Raw genomic sequence first — 15,518 nt, forward strand, 5'->3', positions numbered from 1 at the left:
TTGCGTGAAATGTCAATGCGGCAATTGTTCGCTTTTTTGTAACGATCATTTGCGCAAATGCGGATGGTTAGTGGACTAACCAGTTGGTTAAAATTGGTTACTGCTCATAGGAATGGCAACTTCATGAAAACCCTGTCTTTTTTCTTCGGTGCCAGCATTCTGGCTTTGGCATCCTCCAGCGCCTTCGCCGCGACCCACCAGCAACTGGATAACGCCCAGGCCCTGCAGGTCATCAGCAGCGTCAAGGCCAGCCTCGCCGCGCAGAAAAGCTTTGGTTGCGTAGCGGTGGTGGACGTCTCCGGCACCCTGCTGGCCTTTGAACGCCTGGACGGCGCGCCGCTGGGCTGCGTCGATGCCTCCATCGGCAAGGCCCGCACCTCGGCGCTGTACCGCGCGCCGTCGGTGAAATTCATGGAACGCCTGCAGAAAGGCGAGTCCACCGTGCTCGAAATCCCTCACGCCGTGGCCCTGGGTGGCGGCTACCCGCTGACCCTCAACGGTGAAGTGGTCGGCGCAGTCGGCGTCAGCACCCCGGTGCAGGCCCTGGACAACCAGGCCAGCGAGACCGCGGCGCAAGCCCTCAAGTAACACTCCTTGCTGTAACCGTTGCAACCGGTCCCGCGACAGGCTCATGCCCGTCGCGGCGCCCCACTGTGCACACCATTAAAAGCCCCGGAGCCTGGCTATCGGGGATGTGATCACATCGGACGATCAACCATGATAAATCTAAGCCGACGCCATCTGGTCTTCGGCGCCACCAGCCTCCTGGCTGCGGGTGCCCTGGGCAAGACCTTGCTGGTTTCCAACGCGTTCGCCAGCGCCCCGCTGGTCAACAACCTGACCTTGCCCGCAGACTTCCTGGCCTTGTCCATGCGCCTGACCGGCATCGACAAGCCCGACCTGCAACTGGGCCAGCGCCTGCATGACTGGCTCAAGCACGCCGACCCGCAGCTGGCCGCCAACATGGCCAGCCTCAACGGCCTGCTGGACGCGCACCAGGGCCTGGCCCCGGATGCCTTCCAGGCGCAGATCGCCGCGCAGCCCGCCGGTGTGGCCGCGCTGTACCAGGCCCTGCTGGGCGGTTGGTACCTGGGCGTGGTGGGCAGCAAGATGAACCCCGTGTGCGTCGGCTTCGAAACCATCGTCAGCTACCAGCTGCTGAGCACCTCCTTCACCCCGCCGAGCTACTGCGCCGGCGAACCGAATTTCTGGATTCAACCCCCCCAGTCCGAGAGCGTGGCCCATGTCTGATTCCCTCAGTGCAGATGTAGTCGTCATTGGTGCCGGCATCGCCGGTTCCCTGTCGGCGCTGAAAATGGCCAAGGCCGGTGCTTCGGTGCTGATGCTGGAGTCGGGTCCCGAGATCAAGCGTGACGAGGCCGTGGAGCTGTTCCGCAACAGCCCGCTCAAGGGCGATTTCACCGAACCCTACCCACCGAAACCCTGGGCGCCGCAGCCCAAGTTCCAGCCGGTGGACAACGGCTACCTGATCCAGAAAGGCCCGGACCCGTACCTGGCCTCGTACCTGCGCGGCGTGGGTGGCACCACCTGGCACTGGGCGGGGCAGGCGTTCCGCATCCTGCCTAACGACATGAAGCTGCAATCGCTGTACGGCGTGGGCGTGGACTGGCCGCTGAGCTATGCAGAGCTGGAACCCTACTACTGCGACGCCGAGTTCCAGATGGGTGTGTCCGGTGACAGCGACCTGGGCTCGCCACGTTCGCAACCGTACCCGCTGCCGGGCATTCCGCTGCCGTACGGCTTCGAGCGCATGAAGCAGCGCCTCAAGGGCCTGGGCTACGAAGTGGGCATCGGCCCGCAGGCGCGCAACAGCGTGCCGTTCGACGGCCGCCCGGCCTGCTGTGGCAACAACAACTGCATGCCGGTGTGCCCGATCGACGCCCAGTACCACGGCGGCATCGCCGCGCGCAAAGCCCTGGACGCCGGCGTGCGCCTGGTCGCCAACGCGGTGGTCTACCGCATCGAGGCCGATGACAAGGGCCGCATCGTCGCCGTCCACTACCTGGACGCCAACAAGGCCAGCCACCGCGTCACCGGCAAGCGCTTCGTGCTGACCGCCAACGCCATCGAAAGCAGCAAGCTGCTGCTGATGTCCACCAGCGACCGCCTGCCCAACGGCGTGGCCAACAGCAACGACATGGTCGGCCGCCACCTGATGGACCATCCTGGCTCCTCCGTGGAGTTCCTGGCCGACGAGCCGATCTACTTCGGCCGTGGCCCGATGCGCCCGAGCAGCATCAACAACATCCGCGACGGCGCCTTCCGCGCCGACCGTTCGGGCCTGCGCATTGACCTTGCCAACACCAACCCGACGCGCATGCTCACCGAGCGCCTGATCAAACAGGGCTACTACGGCAAGGCGCTGAACGAGAAGCTCAAGTACCAGGCCGACCACTACGTGCTGCTGAAAGGCATGATGGAAATCCTGCCCGACCGCGACAACCGCGTCATGCTCAGCAAGACCGAGAAGGACGCCTGGGGCCTGCCGCGCATCGAGGTGCACTACAAGTTCCCGGAATACGTGCACAAGGGCTACGACCACTCCATCGACGTCTACAAGGAAATCGCCAGTGCCATGGGCGGTACCGAAGTGGTGTTCAGCAAGCGTGGCGTGTACGACAACAACCAGCACATCACCGGCACCCTGAGCATGGGCGCAGACCCGGCTACTTCGGTGGTGGACCGCGACCTGCGCAGCCACGAGCACGAGAACCTGTTCATGGCCGGCACCGGCGTGATGCCGACCGCCGCCATCGTCAACTCGACCCTGACCGGCACCGCGCTGGCGCTGCGCATGGCCGACACCGTGCTCAAGAGCTTGGCATGAACCGGGAGCTATCGATGAAAAAATTCCTCATGGCGGTACTGCCGCTGGTGGCCAGCCTGGGTGCCCAGGCCGCCGAACAATCCCCCGACGCGGCGCTGATCAGCCGTGGCGAATACCTGGCCCACGCCGCCGACTGCACCGCCTGCCACACCGCGCCCAAGGGCAAGGCGTTCGGCGGCGGCTACCCGGTGGGCACGCCGTTCGGCGTGATCTACGGCACCAACATCTCCTCGGACAAGGAGCACGGCATCGGCAACTGGACTGATGACCAGTTCGTCGCCGCGGTGCGTGACGGCGTGGGCAAGGACGGCGAACAGCTGTACCCGGCCATGCCCTACGACTCGTTCACCAAGATGTCGCGCGACGACGTGCTGGCCATCAAGGCCTACCTGATGTCGCTGCCGCCGGTGGCCGAGGCCTCGCCCAAGACCGACCTGCCGTTCCCGTTCAACCAGCGCTGGGGCATGACGTTCTGGAAGTTCTTCAACTTCAAGGCCGGCGAGCTCAAGCCTGACCCGAGCCAGACTGCCCAGTGGAACCAGGGCCGTTACCTGGTGGAAGCCCTGGCGCACTGCGGCACCTGCCATACGCCGCGCAACCTGACCATGGGCATGGACACCAAGAAGCCGTTCGCCGGTGGCGACCTGGGCAGCTTCGTGGCCTACAACATCACCCCGGACAAGGTCGCCGGCATCGGCAACTGGACTCAGGCCGAGCTGGTCACCTACCTCAAGACCGGCCACGTCGACGGTCGCGCCACGGCCTCCGGGCCCATGGCCGAGGCCATCGAGCACAGTCTGCAGTACCTGCCCGATACCGACCTGACGGCCATCGCCACCTACCTGCAGTCGGTGCCGGCCATTGCCGATGACAAGCAGCCAGGTTCGCGGTCGAGCTTCGGCAAGCCGAGCGAGGGCTACGTCGACCTGCGCGGCCAGAGCCCGGCGATCCTCGCCCAGGACCCGGCCCGTGCGTTGTTCATGGGCAACTGCGCCACCTGCCACGGCGCCAAGGGCCAGGGCGCGGGCAGCGGCTTCGGCGCCTACCCGGCGCTGTTCAACCACACCACCACCGGTGCGGCGGACGCCAAGAACGTGGTCTCGGTGATCCTGGGTTCGGTGAACCGCAAGATGGAGAAGGGCGAAATCCTGATGCCATCCTTCGCCGAAGACCTGACGGACGAGCAGGTGGCCCAGGTCACCAACTACGTCTTCACCCAGTTCGGCAACCCGGCGGCGGCGACCGTCGACGCCAAGCAGGTGGCCAAGCTGCGCAAGGACCAGGGGCTGCCTAACCCGCCGCTGGTGCTGCAGGGCGACAAGCTGTAAGTCACAAGCCTGCAAAAACCGAAGGCCGCCCCCGAAAAGGGGCGGCCTTTTTCATTCCCGCGCCTAGCCCCCGTAGCAGCTGCCGCCAGGCGGCGTCTGGGACGCGGCCTGCGGCCGCTGCTACGGTCGATCGCGTCGTCTGCATCGCGACTAAAGTCGGCTCCTACAGCGTTCGTGGTAGGAGCCGGCCTTGGCCGCGATGCAGGCGACGCGATTTATGCGGTATACGCATTCGCGGTACACGCGGTTTGCCTGGTGCAGCGCGGCCGCTGCTACGCGATCTGCGGTGTGCGTTTGTGAAGGCTGGAGGCCTTGAGCAGCTCCTGGGTATAGGCGTGCCGCGGGTCGGCGAATACGCGTCGGGCGGGGCCTTGCTCTACCACGCGGCCGTGGCGTATGACCATCAGGTCATGGGCCAGGGCCTGCACCACGGCCAGGTCATGGCTGATGAACAGGTAGGTCAGGCCATGGCGCAATTGCAGGCTGCGCAGCAGCTCGATGATCTGCTTCTGCACGGTGCGGTCGAGCGCCGAGGTGGGTTCGTCCAGCAGGATCAGCGCCGGTTCCAGCACCAGGGCGCGGGCGATGGCGATGCGCTGGCGCTGGCCGCCGGAGAATTCGTGCGGGTAGCGGTGGCGGGTGGCCGGGTCCAGGCCCACTTCCTCCAGCACGCGGATCACCGCCGCCTCCTGCTCGGCCGGGGTGCCGATGCCATGGGTCTCCAGGCCCTCGGCGATGATCTGCTGCACTGACATGCGCGGGCTGAGGCTGGCGAACGGGTCCTGGAAGACGATCTGCATCTGCCGCCGCAACGGCCGCATCAGGCGCTGGCTGTGCAGGGTCAGTTCCTTGTTGCCCAGGCGGATGCTGCCCTGGCATTCCACCAGCCGCAATATCGCCTGGCCCAGGGTGGACTTGCCCGAGCCCGACTCGCCGACGATGCCCAGGGTCTTGCCCTTGAGCAGCTTGAAACTCACCCCGTCCACCGCCTTGATGTAGTCGCGCTGGCGGCTGAACAGCGGCTTGGGCAGCGGGAACCACACCCGCACATCGTCCACTTCCAGCAGGTACTGGTCGAACATCACCGGCACTGGCCGGCCGTCGGGCTCGGCGTCGATCAACTGGCGGCTGTAGGGATGGGCAGGGCGCTCGAACAGGGTCTTGCAGTCAGCTTCCTCGACGATCTCGCCACCGCGCATCACGCACACCCGCTGGGCCACGCGCCGCACCAGGTTGAGGTCGTGGCTGATCAGCAGCAGCGACATGCCCAGGCGCGCCTGCAGCGAGCGCAAAAGCTCCATGATCTTCTGCTGCACGGTCACGTCCAGCGCCGTGGTCGGCTCGTCGGCAATCAGCAGGTCCGGCTCGTTGGCCAGGGCCATGGCGATCATGATGCGCTGGCGCTGGCCGCCGGACAGCTGGTGCGGGTAGGCCTTGAGGCGCTTGGCAGGTTCGGTGATGCCCACCAGTTCCAAAAGCTCCAGCACCCGCGCCCGCGCTGTGCGGCCGGCCAGGCCCTTGTGCACCGCCAGTACCTCGCCGATCTGCTTCTCCACGGTGTGCAGCGGGTTCAGCGAGGTCATGGGTTCCTGGAAGATCATGGCGATGCGGTTGCCGCGCAGGTTGCGCAGCTGCTTGTCGCTGGCGCCCACCAGTTCCTCGCCGTTGAAGCGGATGCTGCCGCCGGTGTTGACGCTCTTGCCCGGCAGCAGGCGCAGGATCGAGTGGGCCGTCACCGACTTGCCCGAGCCGGACTCGCCCACCAGCGCCAGGCACTCGCCGCGGCGGATGTCCAGGTCGATGCCGTGCACCACTTCGCGCTCGCCGAAAGCCACGCTCAGGTGGCGGATTTCAATCAGGTTGTCGGTCATGCTCAGGTCCTTGGGTCGAACGCGTCACGGCAGGCCTCGCCGATGAACACCAGCAGCGAAAGAATCAGCGCCAGGGCGCAGAAGGCGGTGATGCCCAGCCAGGGCGCCTCGAGGTTCTGCTTGGCCTCGCCCACCAGCTCGCCCAGCGAGGCGCTGCCGGCGGGCATGCCGAAGCCCAGGAAGTCCAGGGCGGTGAGGGTGGAGATGGCGCCGGTGACGATGAAGGGCAGGTAGGTGAGGGTGCTGGTCATGGCGTTGGGCAGGATGTGCCGGCGCATCAGCGCGCCGTCGGTCACGCCCAGGGCGCGGGCGGCTTTCACGTACTCCAGGCTGCGGCCGCGCAGGAATTCGGCGCGCACCACGTCCACCAGCGCCAACCACGAGAACAGCGCCATGATCCCCAGCAGCCACCAGAAGCCGGGGGCGACGAAGCCGGAGAGGATGATCAGCAGGTACAACACCGGCAGCCCCGACCAGATCTCCTGCAGGCGCTGGCCGATCAGGTCCACCCAGCCGCCATAGAAGCCCTGCACGGCGCCGGCGCAGACGCCGATCAGGGTGCTGACCACGGTCAGTATCAGCGCAAACAGAATCGACACCCGCGCCCCATACAGCGCTCGCGCCAGCACGTCGCGGGCCTGCTGGTCGGTGCCCAGCCAGTTGTCGCGCGTGGGCGGGCTGGGCGAGGGCTGGCTGAGGTCGTAGTTCACCGACTGGTCGCTGAAGGGAATCGGCGGGAACAGCATCCAGCCGCCCTTGGCGCTGATCAGGCCGCGCACGTACTCGCTGCTGTAGTCGGGCTCGAACGGCAGTTGGCCGCCGAAATCGGTCTCCTGGTATTCGTGGAGGATGGGGTAGTACATCTTGTCCTGGTAGTGGATCAGCAGCGGCTTGTCATTGGCCAGCAACTCGCTGCACAGGCACGTCAGCAGCAGCGCGATGAACAGCCACAGCGACCACCAGCCACGGCGGTTGGCCTTGAACGCGGCCAGGCGGCGCTGGCCCAAAGGGGAGATCCGGAACATCAGGCAGTCCTCGCGGAGAAGTCGATGCGCGGGTCGACCAGGGTGTAGCACAGGTCGCCCAGCAGCTTGATCAACAGGCCGAACAGGGTGAACAGGAACAGCGTGCCGAACACCACCGGGTAGTCGCGCGACACGGCGGCGTCGTAGCTCATGCGGCCGATGCCGTCGAGGTTGAAGATGGTCTCGATCAGCAGCGAGCCGGCGAAGAACACGTCGATCAGCGCCTGGGGAATGCCCGCCAGCACCAGCAGCATGGCGTTGCGGAACACGTGGCCGTAGAGCATGCGCTGCTCGGTAAGGCCCTTGGCCCGCGCCGTGGTTACGTACTGGCGGCTGATCTCGTTGAGGAAACTGTTCTTGGTGAGAATGGTGAGCGTGGCGAAGCCGCCGATCACCAGGGCGCTGACCGGCAGCACCAGGTGCCACAGGTAGTCGCCGACCTTGCCCAGGGTGGACAGCTGGTCGAAGTTGCTCGACACCAGGCCCTGCACCGGGAACCAGTTGACGTAGCTGCCGCCGGCAAAGACCACGATCAGCAGGATGGCGAACAGAAACGCCGGCATGGCGTAGCCGATGATGATCGCGGTGCTGGTCCACACGTCGAAGCGCGTGCCGTGGTGCACCGCCTTGCGGATGCCCAGGGGAATGGAGATCAGGTAGGTGATCAGCGTCGCCCACAGCCCCAGGGACAGGGTGGTGGGCAGCTTCTGGGCGATCAGCTCGGTCACCGGCGCGCCACGGAAGAAGCTCGTGCCGAAGTCCAGGTGGGCGTAGTTCTTCAGCATCAACCACAGGCGCGCGTGCATGGGCTGGTCGAAGCCGTAGTGGTGCTTGATCTCCTCGATCAGCGCCGGGTCCAGGCCGCGGCTGGAGCGGCTGCCGCCACCCCCGGCGCTTTCCCCGCCACCGCCGCCCACGCCGTGGCCGCCGGCGCCCTGCAGGCGCGCTATGGCCTGTTCCACCGGGCCGCCGGGCGCGGCCTGGACGATGACGAAATTGACCACCAGGATGCACAGCAGGGTGGGAATGATCAGCAGCAGCCGCCGACAGATATAGCGCAGCATCTCAGTGCTCCTCGGAATTGCGCGCCAGTGCGCTCATTTGCAGGGTGGTGAGGGGCGTGGGGCTGACCTGCCACCAGGTGTCCAGGCCGACGTCGTAGGTGGGAGCGACCTTGGGCCTGCCGAAGCGGTTGAGGAACACCGTGGGCGTGCCTTCGCTGTAGTAGTTCTGGATCGAGTAGTAACCCCACTGCAGCACCCGGTCCAAGGCGCGGGCGTAGTGCACCATGTCGTCGCGGGTGGTGGCCTTGACCAGGCCGTCGATCAGGCTGTCCACCGCCGGGTCGCGCAGCACCATGAAGTTCGAGCTGCCCGGCTGGGTGGCGCTGGCGCTGCCGTACAGGCTGTACAGCTCGCGCCCGGGGGAAATGATCGGGTCGCCGCTGCGCGGGAACTGCACCACGGTGAAGTCGTAGTCGCGGGCGTTCATCAGGTTGTTGTACTGGCCAGGGTCGATGCGCCGTAGTTCCAGGTCGATGCCGATCTGCGCCAGGCTGCGCTTCATTGGCAGCAGCAGGCGGTCGAAGCCGCCCTGGCCATCGAGGAAGGTGAACTTCAATTGCTCGCCCTGGGCGTTGACCAGGCGGTTATGCACGGGGTGCCAGCCGGCCTCGGCCAGCAGCTTCAGCGCCTGCAACTGCTGCGGGCGAATGTTGCCGCTGCCGTCGGTGCGCGGCGAGTGGTAGACCTGGGTGAACACCTCGTCCGGCACCTTGCCGCGCAGCGGTTCCAGGATCGCCAGCTCCTGGGCGTCGGGCAGCTGGGTGGCGGCCAGGTCGCTGTTCGGGAAGTAGCTGTCCTGGCGGGTGTAGAAGCTGCGCATGATCTGCCGGTTGGCCCAGTCGAAATCCCACAGCAGGGTCAGCGCCTGGCGCACCCGGCGGTCCTTGAACACCGGCCGCTCCAGGTTGAAGACGAAGCCCTGGGCGCCCTTGGGCTGCGCGGGGGCGAGGATCTGCCGTTGCAGGCGGCCGTCGTCGAGCACCGGGCTCTGGTAGCCCACCACGTAGCCGCCCGAGGAGAACTCGCGGTTGTAGTCGTAGGCCTGGGCCTGCAGCAGTTGCCGGGCGATCTCGGTGTCGGCGTAGAAATTCACCGTCAGGCTGTCGAAGTTGTACATGCCGCGGCTCACCGGCAGGTCGCGGGCCCACCAGTCCTTGTTGCGTTCGAAGGTGATGCTGCGGCCCGGGTCGACCTTGGTCACCCGGTAGGGGCCGCTGCCCAGGGGCGGGGTGAAGCCGCCGCCGCTGGCGAAGTCGTGGTCCTTCCAGTAGTGCTCGGGCAGCACGCGCATGGACGCCAGGTCCAGGGGCAGGGTGCGGTTGAGGTTGTTCTTGAAGTTGAAGCGCACCTGGCGCGGGCCTTCCACCACCACGTCCTGCACGTCGCCGTACAGCAGCCGGAAGCTCAGGCTGGCCTTGGTCATCAGCAGGTTGAAGGTGAAGGCCACGTCCTGGGCGGTGATGGCCGTGCCGTCGGCGAAGGTGGCCTTGGGGTTGAGGTAGAAGCGCATCCACAGGCCGTCGGGGTCGTGTTCCATTTTCTCGGCCACCAGGCCGTAGACGGTGTAGGGCTCGTCCAGCGAACGGTAGGCCAGCGGCGAGTACAGCCAGGTGTCGACCTGGACCACACCGGTGCCCTGGTCCACGTAGGGCAGGATGTAGTTGAACTGGCCGATCTCCATGGACGAGCGGCTCAGGGACCCGCCCTTGGGCGCGTCGGCGTTCACGTAGTCGAAGTGCTGGAAGTTGGCCGGGTATCTGGGCGCATCGCCGTACACGGTCATGGCGCTGACGGGTGCTGCGTGCGCCGGCAGGCTGGCCAGGCAGAACAGGCTGGCCAGCAGAAACTTGAGGGGCTGTGACATGCTTGGAATTCCTCGAACCGCGTTAACACAGGCCTGGAAAAAGCCCCCGGCGCGGAGGGACGCCGGGGGTGCGATATCGCAGGCGGATCGTGCCGGGGGCCGGAGCTCAGCCCCCGTCGATCCCGATCAGAAGTGGTAGGTCATGCGCGCGAACAGGGTGCGCCCCAACGGATCGGTGTAGCGCGGGTCATAGCCGCTCTGGAAGGTGTAGGCCTGGTTGGAGAACGGCGGGTCGCGGTCGAACACGTTCTTCACGCCCAGGTCCACGTCCAGCACCTTGTTGAAGGTGTAGCCGGCCGACAGGTCCCACAGCGAGTACGAGCTGACGCGGCTGTTGGTGGTGGGGTCGTAGTCGTTGTAGCCGGTGGTGAAGCGGTTGGTGACCGAGGCGCGGTAGGCGCCGAAGTTCCAGCTGCCGGTGATGTTGTGTTTCCAGCGTTGCGCCACCTGGTCGCCCTGGAAGTCGCCGACGCGGTCGGTGTAGGCACCGCCGATGGTCTGCTGGTAGTCGTAGCGGGTGACGTAGGTGCCGGTCAGGTCCAGGCCGAACTGGCCGATGGTGGTCTGCGGGAAGCGGTAGTTGAGGTTGACGTCGATACCGCTGGTCTTCACGTTACCCAGGTTGGCAAGGCCGGTGATGATGTGGTCGATGGAGCCGTCGGCGGCGCGCACGATGCGGTCGGCGTACTCGTCGGGGTGGGCGAACACTTCCGACTCGGGGAACTCCTCGATCTGCCCGGCGATCTTGATCCACCAGAAGTCCAGGCCCATGGACAGGTTGCGCACTGGCTGGTAGACGAAGCCCAGGGTGACGTTGCGCGCGGTCTCGGGCTTGAGGTCCTGGTTGCCGCCGGTGCTGTTGAGGAATTGCTGGTTGCAGTCGCGGCCACCGTTGCCGCCCGGGCGCACCACGCCGCCGGCACACAGGGTCGGGTCGTTGTAGTTGCCCTGGGTGAAGGTGGTGTAGGTGGGGTTGTTCAGCTCATACAGCGATGGGGCACGGAAGCCTTCGCTGTAGGCGCCGCGCATCACCAGTTCCTTGAACGGCTGGAAGCGGAAGGTGTACTTGGGGTTGGTGGTGCTGCCGAAGTCGCTGTACTTGTCGTGGCGGATCGCGGCACCCAGTTCCAGGCTGTCGATCACCGGCACGTTGATCTCGGCGTATTCGGCGCTGATGCTGCGCTCGCCCGACACCGAGCTGTTGGGGTCCACGCCCAGGCTGGACAGGTCACCGGCCCAGTCGGCCACCGACTCGTGGTATTTCTCCTTGCGGTACTCGCCGCCCAGGGCCAGGCCCACGGGGCCGGCGCCGAACCAGTCGCCGATCTCGCGGGTGACCTTGCCGTCCAGCGAGGCCACACGGCCGGTGGAGACGGCGTAGGCGCCGTGGTAGGCGTTGTCGTCGATGTACTGCTGGCCGGCCGCGCTCTGGGCGCCGAACGGGTTGAGCAGGCCGCTGTCCAGGCCGGCGGTCAGCGCCGAGTCGCTGACGTAGCCGCCGGTGACGCTGTTGACCACCCGGTTCTGGTTGTAGCCGGCGCCGACGTTGTAGTCCCAGCCGCCGACGCTGCCGTCGAAACTCAGCAACAGGCGCTGGCTGGTGTTCTGGTCTTTCGATTCGCGGTCGCCGGCGGCGGTTTCACGCCAGTTCACGCCCACCGGTTGCGTGGGGTCGAGGGCGAAGCCGGTGGGCAGCGGGGTGATGCCGTTGCCGGGGTAGTAGGGCGAGCTGGGCGCAAGGCTCAGGCCGGTGAGCGGCGCCGGAGCCACGGTGGTGCTGTTGTCGTTGCGGCTCCAGAAGTATTCGAGGTTGACGTTGTGGTCGTCGGCCAGCTTGCCGGTGGCCTTGCCGAAGAACGAGGTGGATTCGGTCTGCGGCAGCAGGTCGATGGAGTTGCGCGTGCTGTAGCGGCACACGCCGTTGCTGGCGATCAGGTTGGCGCCGCTGCAGGCGCTGCCCAGCGGGTTGGCGGCGTTGCCGTTCTGGCTGTAGTTGGCCGGGAAGGCGGTGCCCGAGGTGTTGTCCAGGCCGCGGCCGGGCACGTAGTCCTGGTCGAAGCTGCGGTCCTTGGCTTCCAGGTTCTGCTGGGTGCGGTAGTTGAACACGCCCATGACGTTGAAGCGGTCCTTGTCCAGGTCGCCGTAGCCCCAGCTGCCGCTCATGTCCTTGCTGCCGCCGCCACCGCTGTTGGTGGGGTCTTCGCCGCCCAGGGTGAGGGTGCCGTCGGTGAGGGACTTCTTGGTGATGAAGTTGATCACCCCGCCAATGGCGTCGGTGCCGTACAGCGCCGAGGCGCCGTCGCGCAGCACTTCCACGCGGTCGATGGCGGCGAACGGAATCATGTTCAGGTCCACCGCGCCGCCTTGGCTGTTGGTGCCGGACATGGCGTTGTTGGCCAGCCGGCGGCCGTTGAGCAGCACCAGGGTCTTGTTGGCGCCGATGCCACGCATGTCGGCGAAGCTGGCACCGCCGGTGGCGGCGCCCACGGAGCCGGCGGAGTTGCCGATGGAGTTGTTGCCCGTCACCCGCTGCATCAGCTCGGCGGTGGTGGTCACGCCCTGCTTCTCGAGGTCGGCGGCGCGCAGGATGGTCACCGGCACGGCCGTCTCGGCGTCGACCCGGCGGATGGCCGAGCCGGTCACTTCGACCTTCTGCAACTGGGTGGTGGCCGGCGCGACCACGGCGGCGGTACCGGCGTCATCGGTGGTTTCGGCTGCCTGCACGGTGCTCATGCCCATGGCCATCACGCACAGCGGCACCATGCTGCGCCGTTGCAGGGTGGCCGCCAGTGGTTTGAGGGTAAAACGTTGCAAACTCATCAACATGGTAATTTCCGACTTTTTCAGACGTTTAGTGAAATGGCCTTGTGAGCCCTCTTGTTCCGGATGGGTTATGCCGGCCCCGGACGAAACTCCTCTGCTTCAAGCCAGCCGCTCCCCTGCAGCGCCCAAAGGGGCACCGCACAGGTGTGGAACGACCGTTTACCGCAACGCCTGGCCGGGCTGTCTCATCCCCCGCCCGGCCGGCGTGTCACCGCGAGGTCATCACCGAGATTTTGGTGATGCCCGAGCGCTCGATGGAGGCCATGGCCTTGGCCACTTGCCCGTAGTTGACGCTGGTGTCGGCCTGCAACTGCACCCGGACTTCCGGGTCCTTGGCCTTCACGTCCGAGAGGCTTTTTTCCAGCAGCTCGGGGGCGATTTCGCTCTTGGCCAGGAAGAACTTGCCGTCCTGGTCGACGCTGACCACTACCGGGTCCTTTTTCTCGGCGGGGGCCACGGCGTCGGTCTTCGGCAGGTTGACCTTGATGGCGTTGGTCATCAGCGGCGCGGTGACGATGAACACCACCAGCAGCACCAGCATCACGTCCACCAGCGGCGTGACGTTCATTTCGCTGAGCACTTCGTCGCTGTCTTGGGTAGAGAAGGCCATGTCAGCTCGCCTCCTGCACGCGGGCGGCGTGCTTGTGGGCGATGGGCTCGCGGCTGACGGCGAAGGCGCTGCGCTGGGCCAGGCTGTCGAAGTCATGGGCGAAGTCGTCCATGTCGGCCATGGCCAGCTTCAGGCGGCGCAGGAAAAAGTTGTAGATCAGCACCGCCGGCACGGCGACGGCGATGCCCACGCCGGTGGCGATCAGCGCGTGGCCGATGGGCCCGGCAACGGTTTCCAGGCTGGCGGAACCGCTGGCACCGATGCTCTGCAGCGCTTCCATGATGCCCCACACGGTGCCGAACAGGCCGATGAAGGGCGCGGTGCTGCCGATACTGGCCAGAATCGCCTGGCCGGCTTCCAGGGCGCGGCGTTCCTTCTGGATCTGCTGGCGCAGGTTGCGCTCCAGGCGGTCCTGGCGGTTGATGGTGTGCGCCAGTTGCTGGGCGTTGCGCGGGTTGTCATCGCTGGCCATGGCTTCGAAGCCGCTGTTGGCGATGCGCGCCAGGGCGCCGGGGTACTGGGTGGAGTGCTCGGCGGCGGTGAGCAGGTCGGGGGCGGCCCAGAAGGCGCGGGTGAACTGCTTGTTCTGCGATTTCAGGCGCAGGTACTGGGCCGACTTGATCAGCAGCAGGCCCCAGCTGAGTACGGAGAACAACACCAGGGCCCAGAGCACGCCCGGGACGATCATTGCGGACATTGAAGCATTCATGATTTCTACCTCGCACAACGTGAATAGGGTTGAGTTCGTTTACTGCGGCAACTTGAAGTCGATGGTCTGGGTGGCGAAGCCTTCGATTGGCGTGTCGCCGCGCTTGGCCGGAATGAACTTCCAGTTGCGCACCGCTTCCACCGCCGCTTCATCGAGCTGCGGCTTGCCGCTGGATTTGGTGACCTCGACGCTGCCGGCGCGGCCGTTGGCCAGCACCTTGATGCGCAGCACCACCGTGCCTTCCCAGTTGCGGCGCAGGGCCAGCGACGGGTACTCGGGCGGCGGGTTGCCCAGGCTGGCCAGGCCGGAAATGGCCGCCGACTCTTTCACCGGGCCGGGCGCTGCCGCAGGCGCCGCCGGTGCCGGGGTGGGGCTGGGCGGCGCGCTCTGCGCAGGCGTCGGCGTCGGGGCCGGCGGGGTCGGTGGCGCAGGCTTTTTCAGCGGCTGCGGCTTGGGCACCGGCTTGGGCTTCTCGACCTTCTTCTCCACCGGCTTGGGCGGCGGTTTCACCGCGTCCGGGTCTTCCTCGGGCGCCGGTGGCGGCGGAGGGGGCGGCGGCGGCGGTGGTTCCGGCGGTGGCGGCTCGGGCGTGGGGGGCGTCGGGCTGGTGAGCTCCACGGTCATTTCCGGTACTTGCGGGGCAACTTCCGGCACGGGCGCCTTGGCCTGTTGCATCAACCACCAGGCGCCACCGTGCAACAGCACGGACACCGCCACCAATATCAGCACCTGTTGTTTCTTCAATATGCCCGGGCGCGACGTATTGGGCCGGAATGGTATACCGGGCCACGGCGTGGCGGGAACTATTGAAGTGGGCACCTGGGGTGGCTTCTTTTTTACCGCGTCATTCATCAAGTCTCCCTCGAATAAAAAGAAGGGCAAAGCGGTACCGCTCAAACATTTAATTAATGTTCGACTGTGGGCGGCGCAAATAGGCGGTCATACTGAAGTCTGCCAGTACGTGTCAGAATTCAGTCTTCTGCAACTAAGTAGAGGTGGCTGTGTACGGTTTCATGACGCCTTCCTTTTTATCGTATGTACAAGGTTGTACGGGAATGTGGCTGAGCTAATACAGAGCAACCGCTGTGCCAGAACCTGCGCTGTAGAGCGTTTGGCGCCAATTTACACACACCATGTCGCATTCTTGTACGTTTGTTCCAGCACCAGGCCGCACGGGGTCCTGACGGGCAATCGAGCGGCCATCACTGGGCAAGTTTCGGGCTGCACGAGGCCGTGATCACGATGTGGGTTAAACATCGAATCGGCACGGTGCAGGGTATTAGTTGGGTGTGCACCAAACCGGCAAGTGCGGTTTTATTTGGTGCGTGCTTGAGGTGTTTATTTATTCAATAATTAGGTCCCGGGTGGTGCTGAAG

The 15,518-nt window shown here is 65.8% G+C and carries 12 protein-coding genes; 4 read left to right on the forward strand and 8 right to left on the reverse strand.

What is annotated here, in order from left to right:
* Positions 1 to 123: 123 nt before the first annotated feature.
* From RAM80_RS27580 to RAM80_RS27595, 4 genes are all read left to right on the forward strand, one after another.
* Entirely contained in the window at positions 124 to 588 is a 465-nt protein-coding gene (locus RAM80_RS27580; protein WP_416423546.1) for a GlcG/HbpS family heme-binding protein, read from the forward strand.
* A 129-nt stretch (positions 589 to 717) separates the two neighbouring features.
* Positions 718 to 1,251 (forward strand): sugar dehydrogenase complex small subunit, encoded by a 534-nt coding sequence (locus RAM80_RS27585; protein ID WP_416423547.1) that lies wholly within the window; start codon positions 718 to 720, stop codon positions 1,249 to 1,251.
* Positions 1,244 to 2,848: a GMC family oxidoreductase gene (locus RAM80_RS27590; protein WP_416423548.1), complete on the forward strand. Its 1,605-nt coding sequence runs from the start codon at positions 1,244 to 1,246 to the stop codon at positions 2,846 to 2,848. Before RAM80_RS27585 ends, RAM80_RS27590 begins: the two co-directional genes overlap by 8 nt.
* A gap of 14 nt (positions 2,849 to 2,862) precedes the next feature.
* Positions 2,863 to 4,176 carry a c-type cytochrome gene (locus tag RAM80_RS27595; protein WP_416423549.1) on the forward strand — a complete coding sequence of 438 codons (1,314 nt, stop codon included), beginning with the start codon at positions 2,863 to 2,865 and terminating at the stop codon, positions 4,174 to 4,176.
* 272 nt (positions 4,177 to 4,448) lie between these two features.
* On the opposite strand, the gene RAM80_RS27600 is transcribed toward RAM80_RS27595, so the two are convergent.
* The 8 genes from RAM80_RS27600 to RAM80_RS27635 form a co-directional block, all read right to left on the reverse strand.
* Positions 4,449 to 6,047 carry an ABC transporter ATP-binding protein gene (locus tag RAM80_RS27600; RefSeq protein ID WP_416423550.1) on the reverse strand — a complete coding sequence of 533 codons (1,599 nt, stop codon included), beginning with the start codon at positions 6,045 to 6,047 and terminating at the stop codon, positions 4,449 to 4,451.
* 2 nt (positions 6,048 to 6,049) lie between these two features.
* Positions 6,050 to 7,072: an ABC transporter permease gene (locus RAM80_RS27605; protein WP_416423551.1), complete on the reverse strand. Its 1,023-nt coding sequence runs from the start codon at positions 7,070 to 7,072 to the stop codon at positions 6,050 to 6,052.
* Positions 7,072 to 8,136 carry a microcin C ABC transporter permease YejB gene (locus RAM80_RS27610; protein ID WP_416423552.1) on the reverse strand — a complete coding sequence of 355 codons (1,065 nt, stop codon included), beginning with the start codon at positions 8,134 to 8,136 and terminating at the stop codon, positions 7,072 to 7,074. The genes RAM80_RS27605 and RAM80_RS27610 overlap by 1 nt, the downstream gene beginning before the upstream one ends.
* A gap of 1 nt (position 8,137) precedes the next feature.
* Complete coding sequence (locus RAM80_RS27615) at positions 8,138 to 10,000, reverse strand: extracellular solute-binding protein (RefSeq protein ID WP_416423553.1); 1,863 nt, start codon at positions 9,998 to 10,000, stop codon at positions 8,138 to 8,140.
* A gap of 126 nt (positions 10,001 to 10,126) precedes the next feature.
* The gene (locus RAM80_RS27620) at positions 10,127 to 12,826 is read right to left on the reverse strand and encodes a TonB-dependent receptor (protein ID WP_416423554.1); all 2,700 of its coding nucleotides are present in this window, start codon (positions 12,824 to 12,826) and stop codon (positions 10,127 to 10,129) included.
* A 205-nt stretch (positions 12,827 to 13,031) separates the two neighbouring features.
* Positions 13,032 to 13,433, reverse strand: a complete 402-nt coding sequence (locus RAM80_RS27625) for an ExbD/TolR family protein (protein ID WP_416423555.1) — start codon at positions 13,431 to 13,433, stop codon at positions 13,032 to 13,034.
* A gap of 1 nt (position 13,434) precedes the next feature.
* On the reverse strand, positions 13,435 to 14,121 hold the full coding sequence (locus RAM80_RS27630; protein ID WP_416427576.1) for a MotA/TolQ/ExbB proton channel family protein: 687 nt from the start codon (positions 14,119 to 14,121) through the stop codon (positions 13,435 to 13,437).
* 60 nt (positions 14,122 to 14,181) lie between these two features.
* Positions 14,182 to 14,994: a TonB family protein gene (locus tag RAM80_RS27635; RefSeq protein ID WP_416423556.1), complete on the reverse strand. Its 813-nt coding sequence runs from the start codon at positions 14,992 to 14,994 to the stop codon at positions 14,182 to 14,184.
* Positions 14,995 to 15,518: the final 524 nt, after the last annotated feature.

It is taken from the genome of Pseudomonas sp. App30 (assembly GCF_047947025.1).
In the GTDB taxonomy this organism is placed as follows: domain Bacteria; phylum Pseudomonadota; class Gammaproteobacteria; order Pseudomonadales; family Pseudomonadaceae; genus Aquipseudomonas.

Excerpts from the sequence above, each read along its gene's own strand:
- RAM80_RS27580 (WP_416423546.1), top strand. The coding sequence starts at position 124 with ATGAAAACCCTGTCTTTTTTCTTCGGTGCCAGCATTCTGGCTTTGGCA.
- RAM80_RS27585 (WP_416423547.1), top strand. The coding sequence starts at position 718 with ATGATAAATCTAAGCCGACGCCATCTGGTCTTCGGCGCCACCAGCCTC.
- RAM80_RS27590 (WP_416423548.1), top strand. The coding sequence starts at position 1,244 with ATGTCTGATTCCCTCAGTGCAGATGTAGTCGTCATTGGTGCCGGCATC.
- RAM80_RS27595 (WP_416423549.1), top strand. The coding sequence starts at position 2,863 with ATGAAAAAATTCCTCATGGCGGTACTGCCGCTGGTGGCCAGCCTGGGT.
- RAM80_RS27600 (WP_416423550.1), bottom strand. The coding sequence starts at position 6,047 with ATGACCGACAACCTGATTGAAATCCGCCACCTGAGCGTGGCTTTCGGC.
- RAM80_RS27605 (WP_416423551.1), bottom strand. The coding sequence starts at position 7,072 with ATGTTCCGGATCTCCCCTTTGGGCCAGCGCCGCCTGGCCGCGTTCAAG.
- RAM80_RS27610 (WP_416423552.1), bottom strand. The coding sequence starts at position 8,136 with ATGCTGCGCTATATCTGTCGGCGGCTGCTGCTGATCATTCCCACCCTG.
- RAM80_RS27615 (WP_416423553.1), bottom strand. The coding sequence starts at position 10,000 with ATGTCACAGCCCCTCAAGTTTCTGCTGGCCAGCCTGTTCTGCCTGGCC.
- RAM80_RS27620 (WP_416423554.1), bottom strand. The coding sequence starts at position 12,826 with ATGTTGATGAGTTTGCAACGTTTTACCCTCAAACCACTGGCGGCCACC.
- RAM80_RS27625 (WP_416423555.1), bottom strand. The coding sequence starts at position 13,433 with ATGGCCTTCTCTACCCAAGACAGCGACGAAGTGCTCAGCGAAATGAAC.
- RAM80_RS27630 (WP_416427576.1), bottom strand. The coding sequence starts at position 14,121 with ATGATCGTCCCGGGCGTGCTCTGGGCCCTGGTGTTGTTCTCCGTACTC.
- RAM80_RS27635 (WP_416423556.1), bottom strand. The coding sequence starts at position 14,994 with ATGAATGACGCGGTAAAAAAGAAGCCACCCCAGGTGCCCACTTCAATA.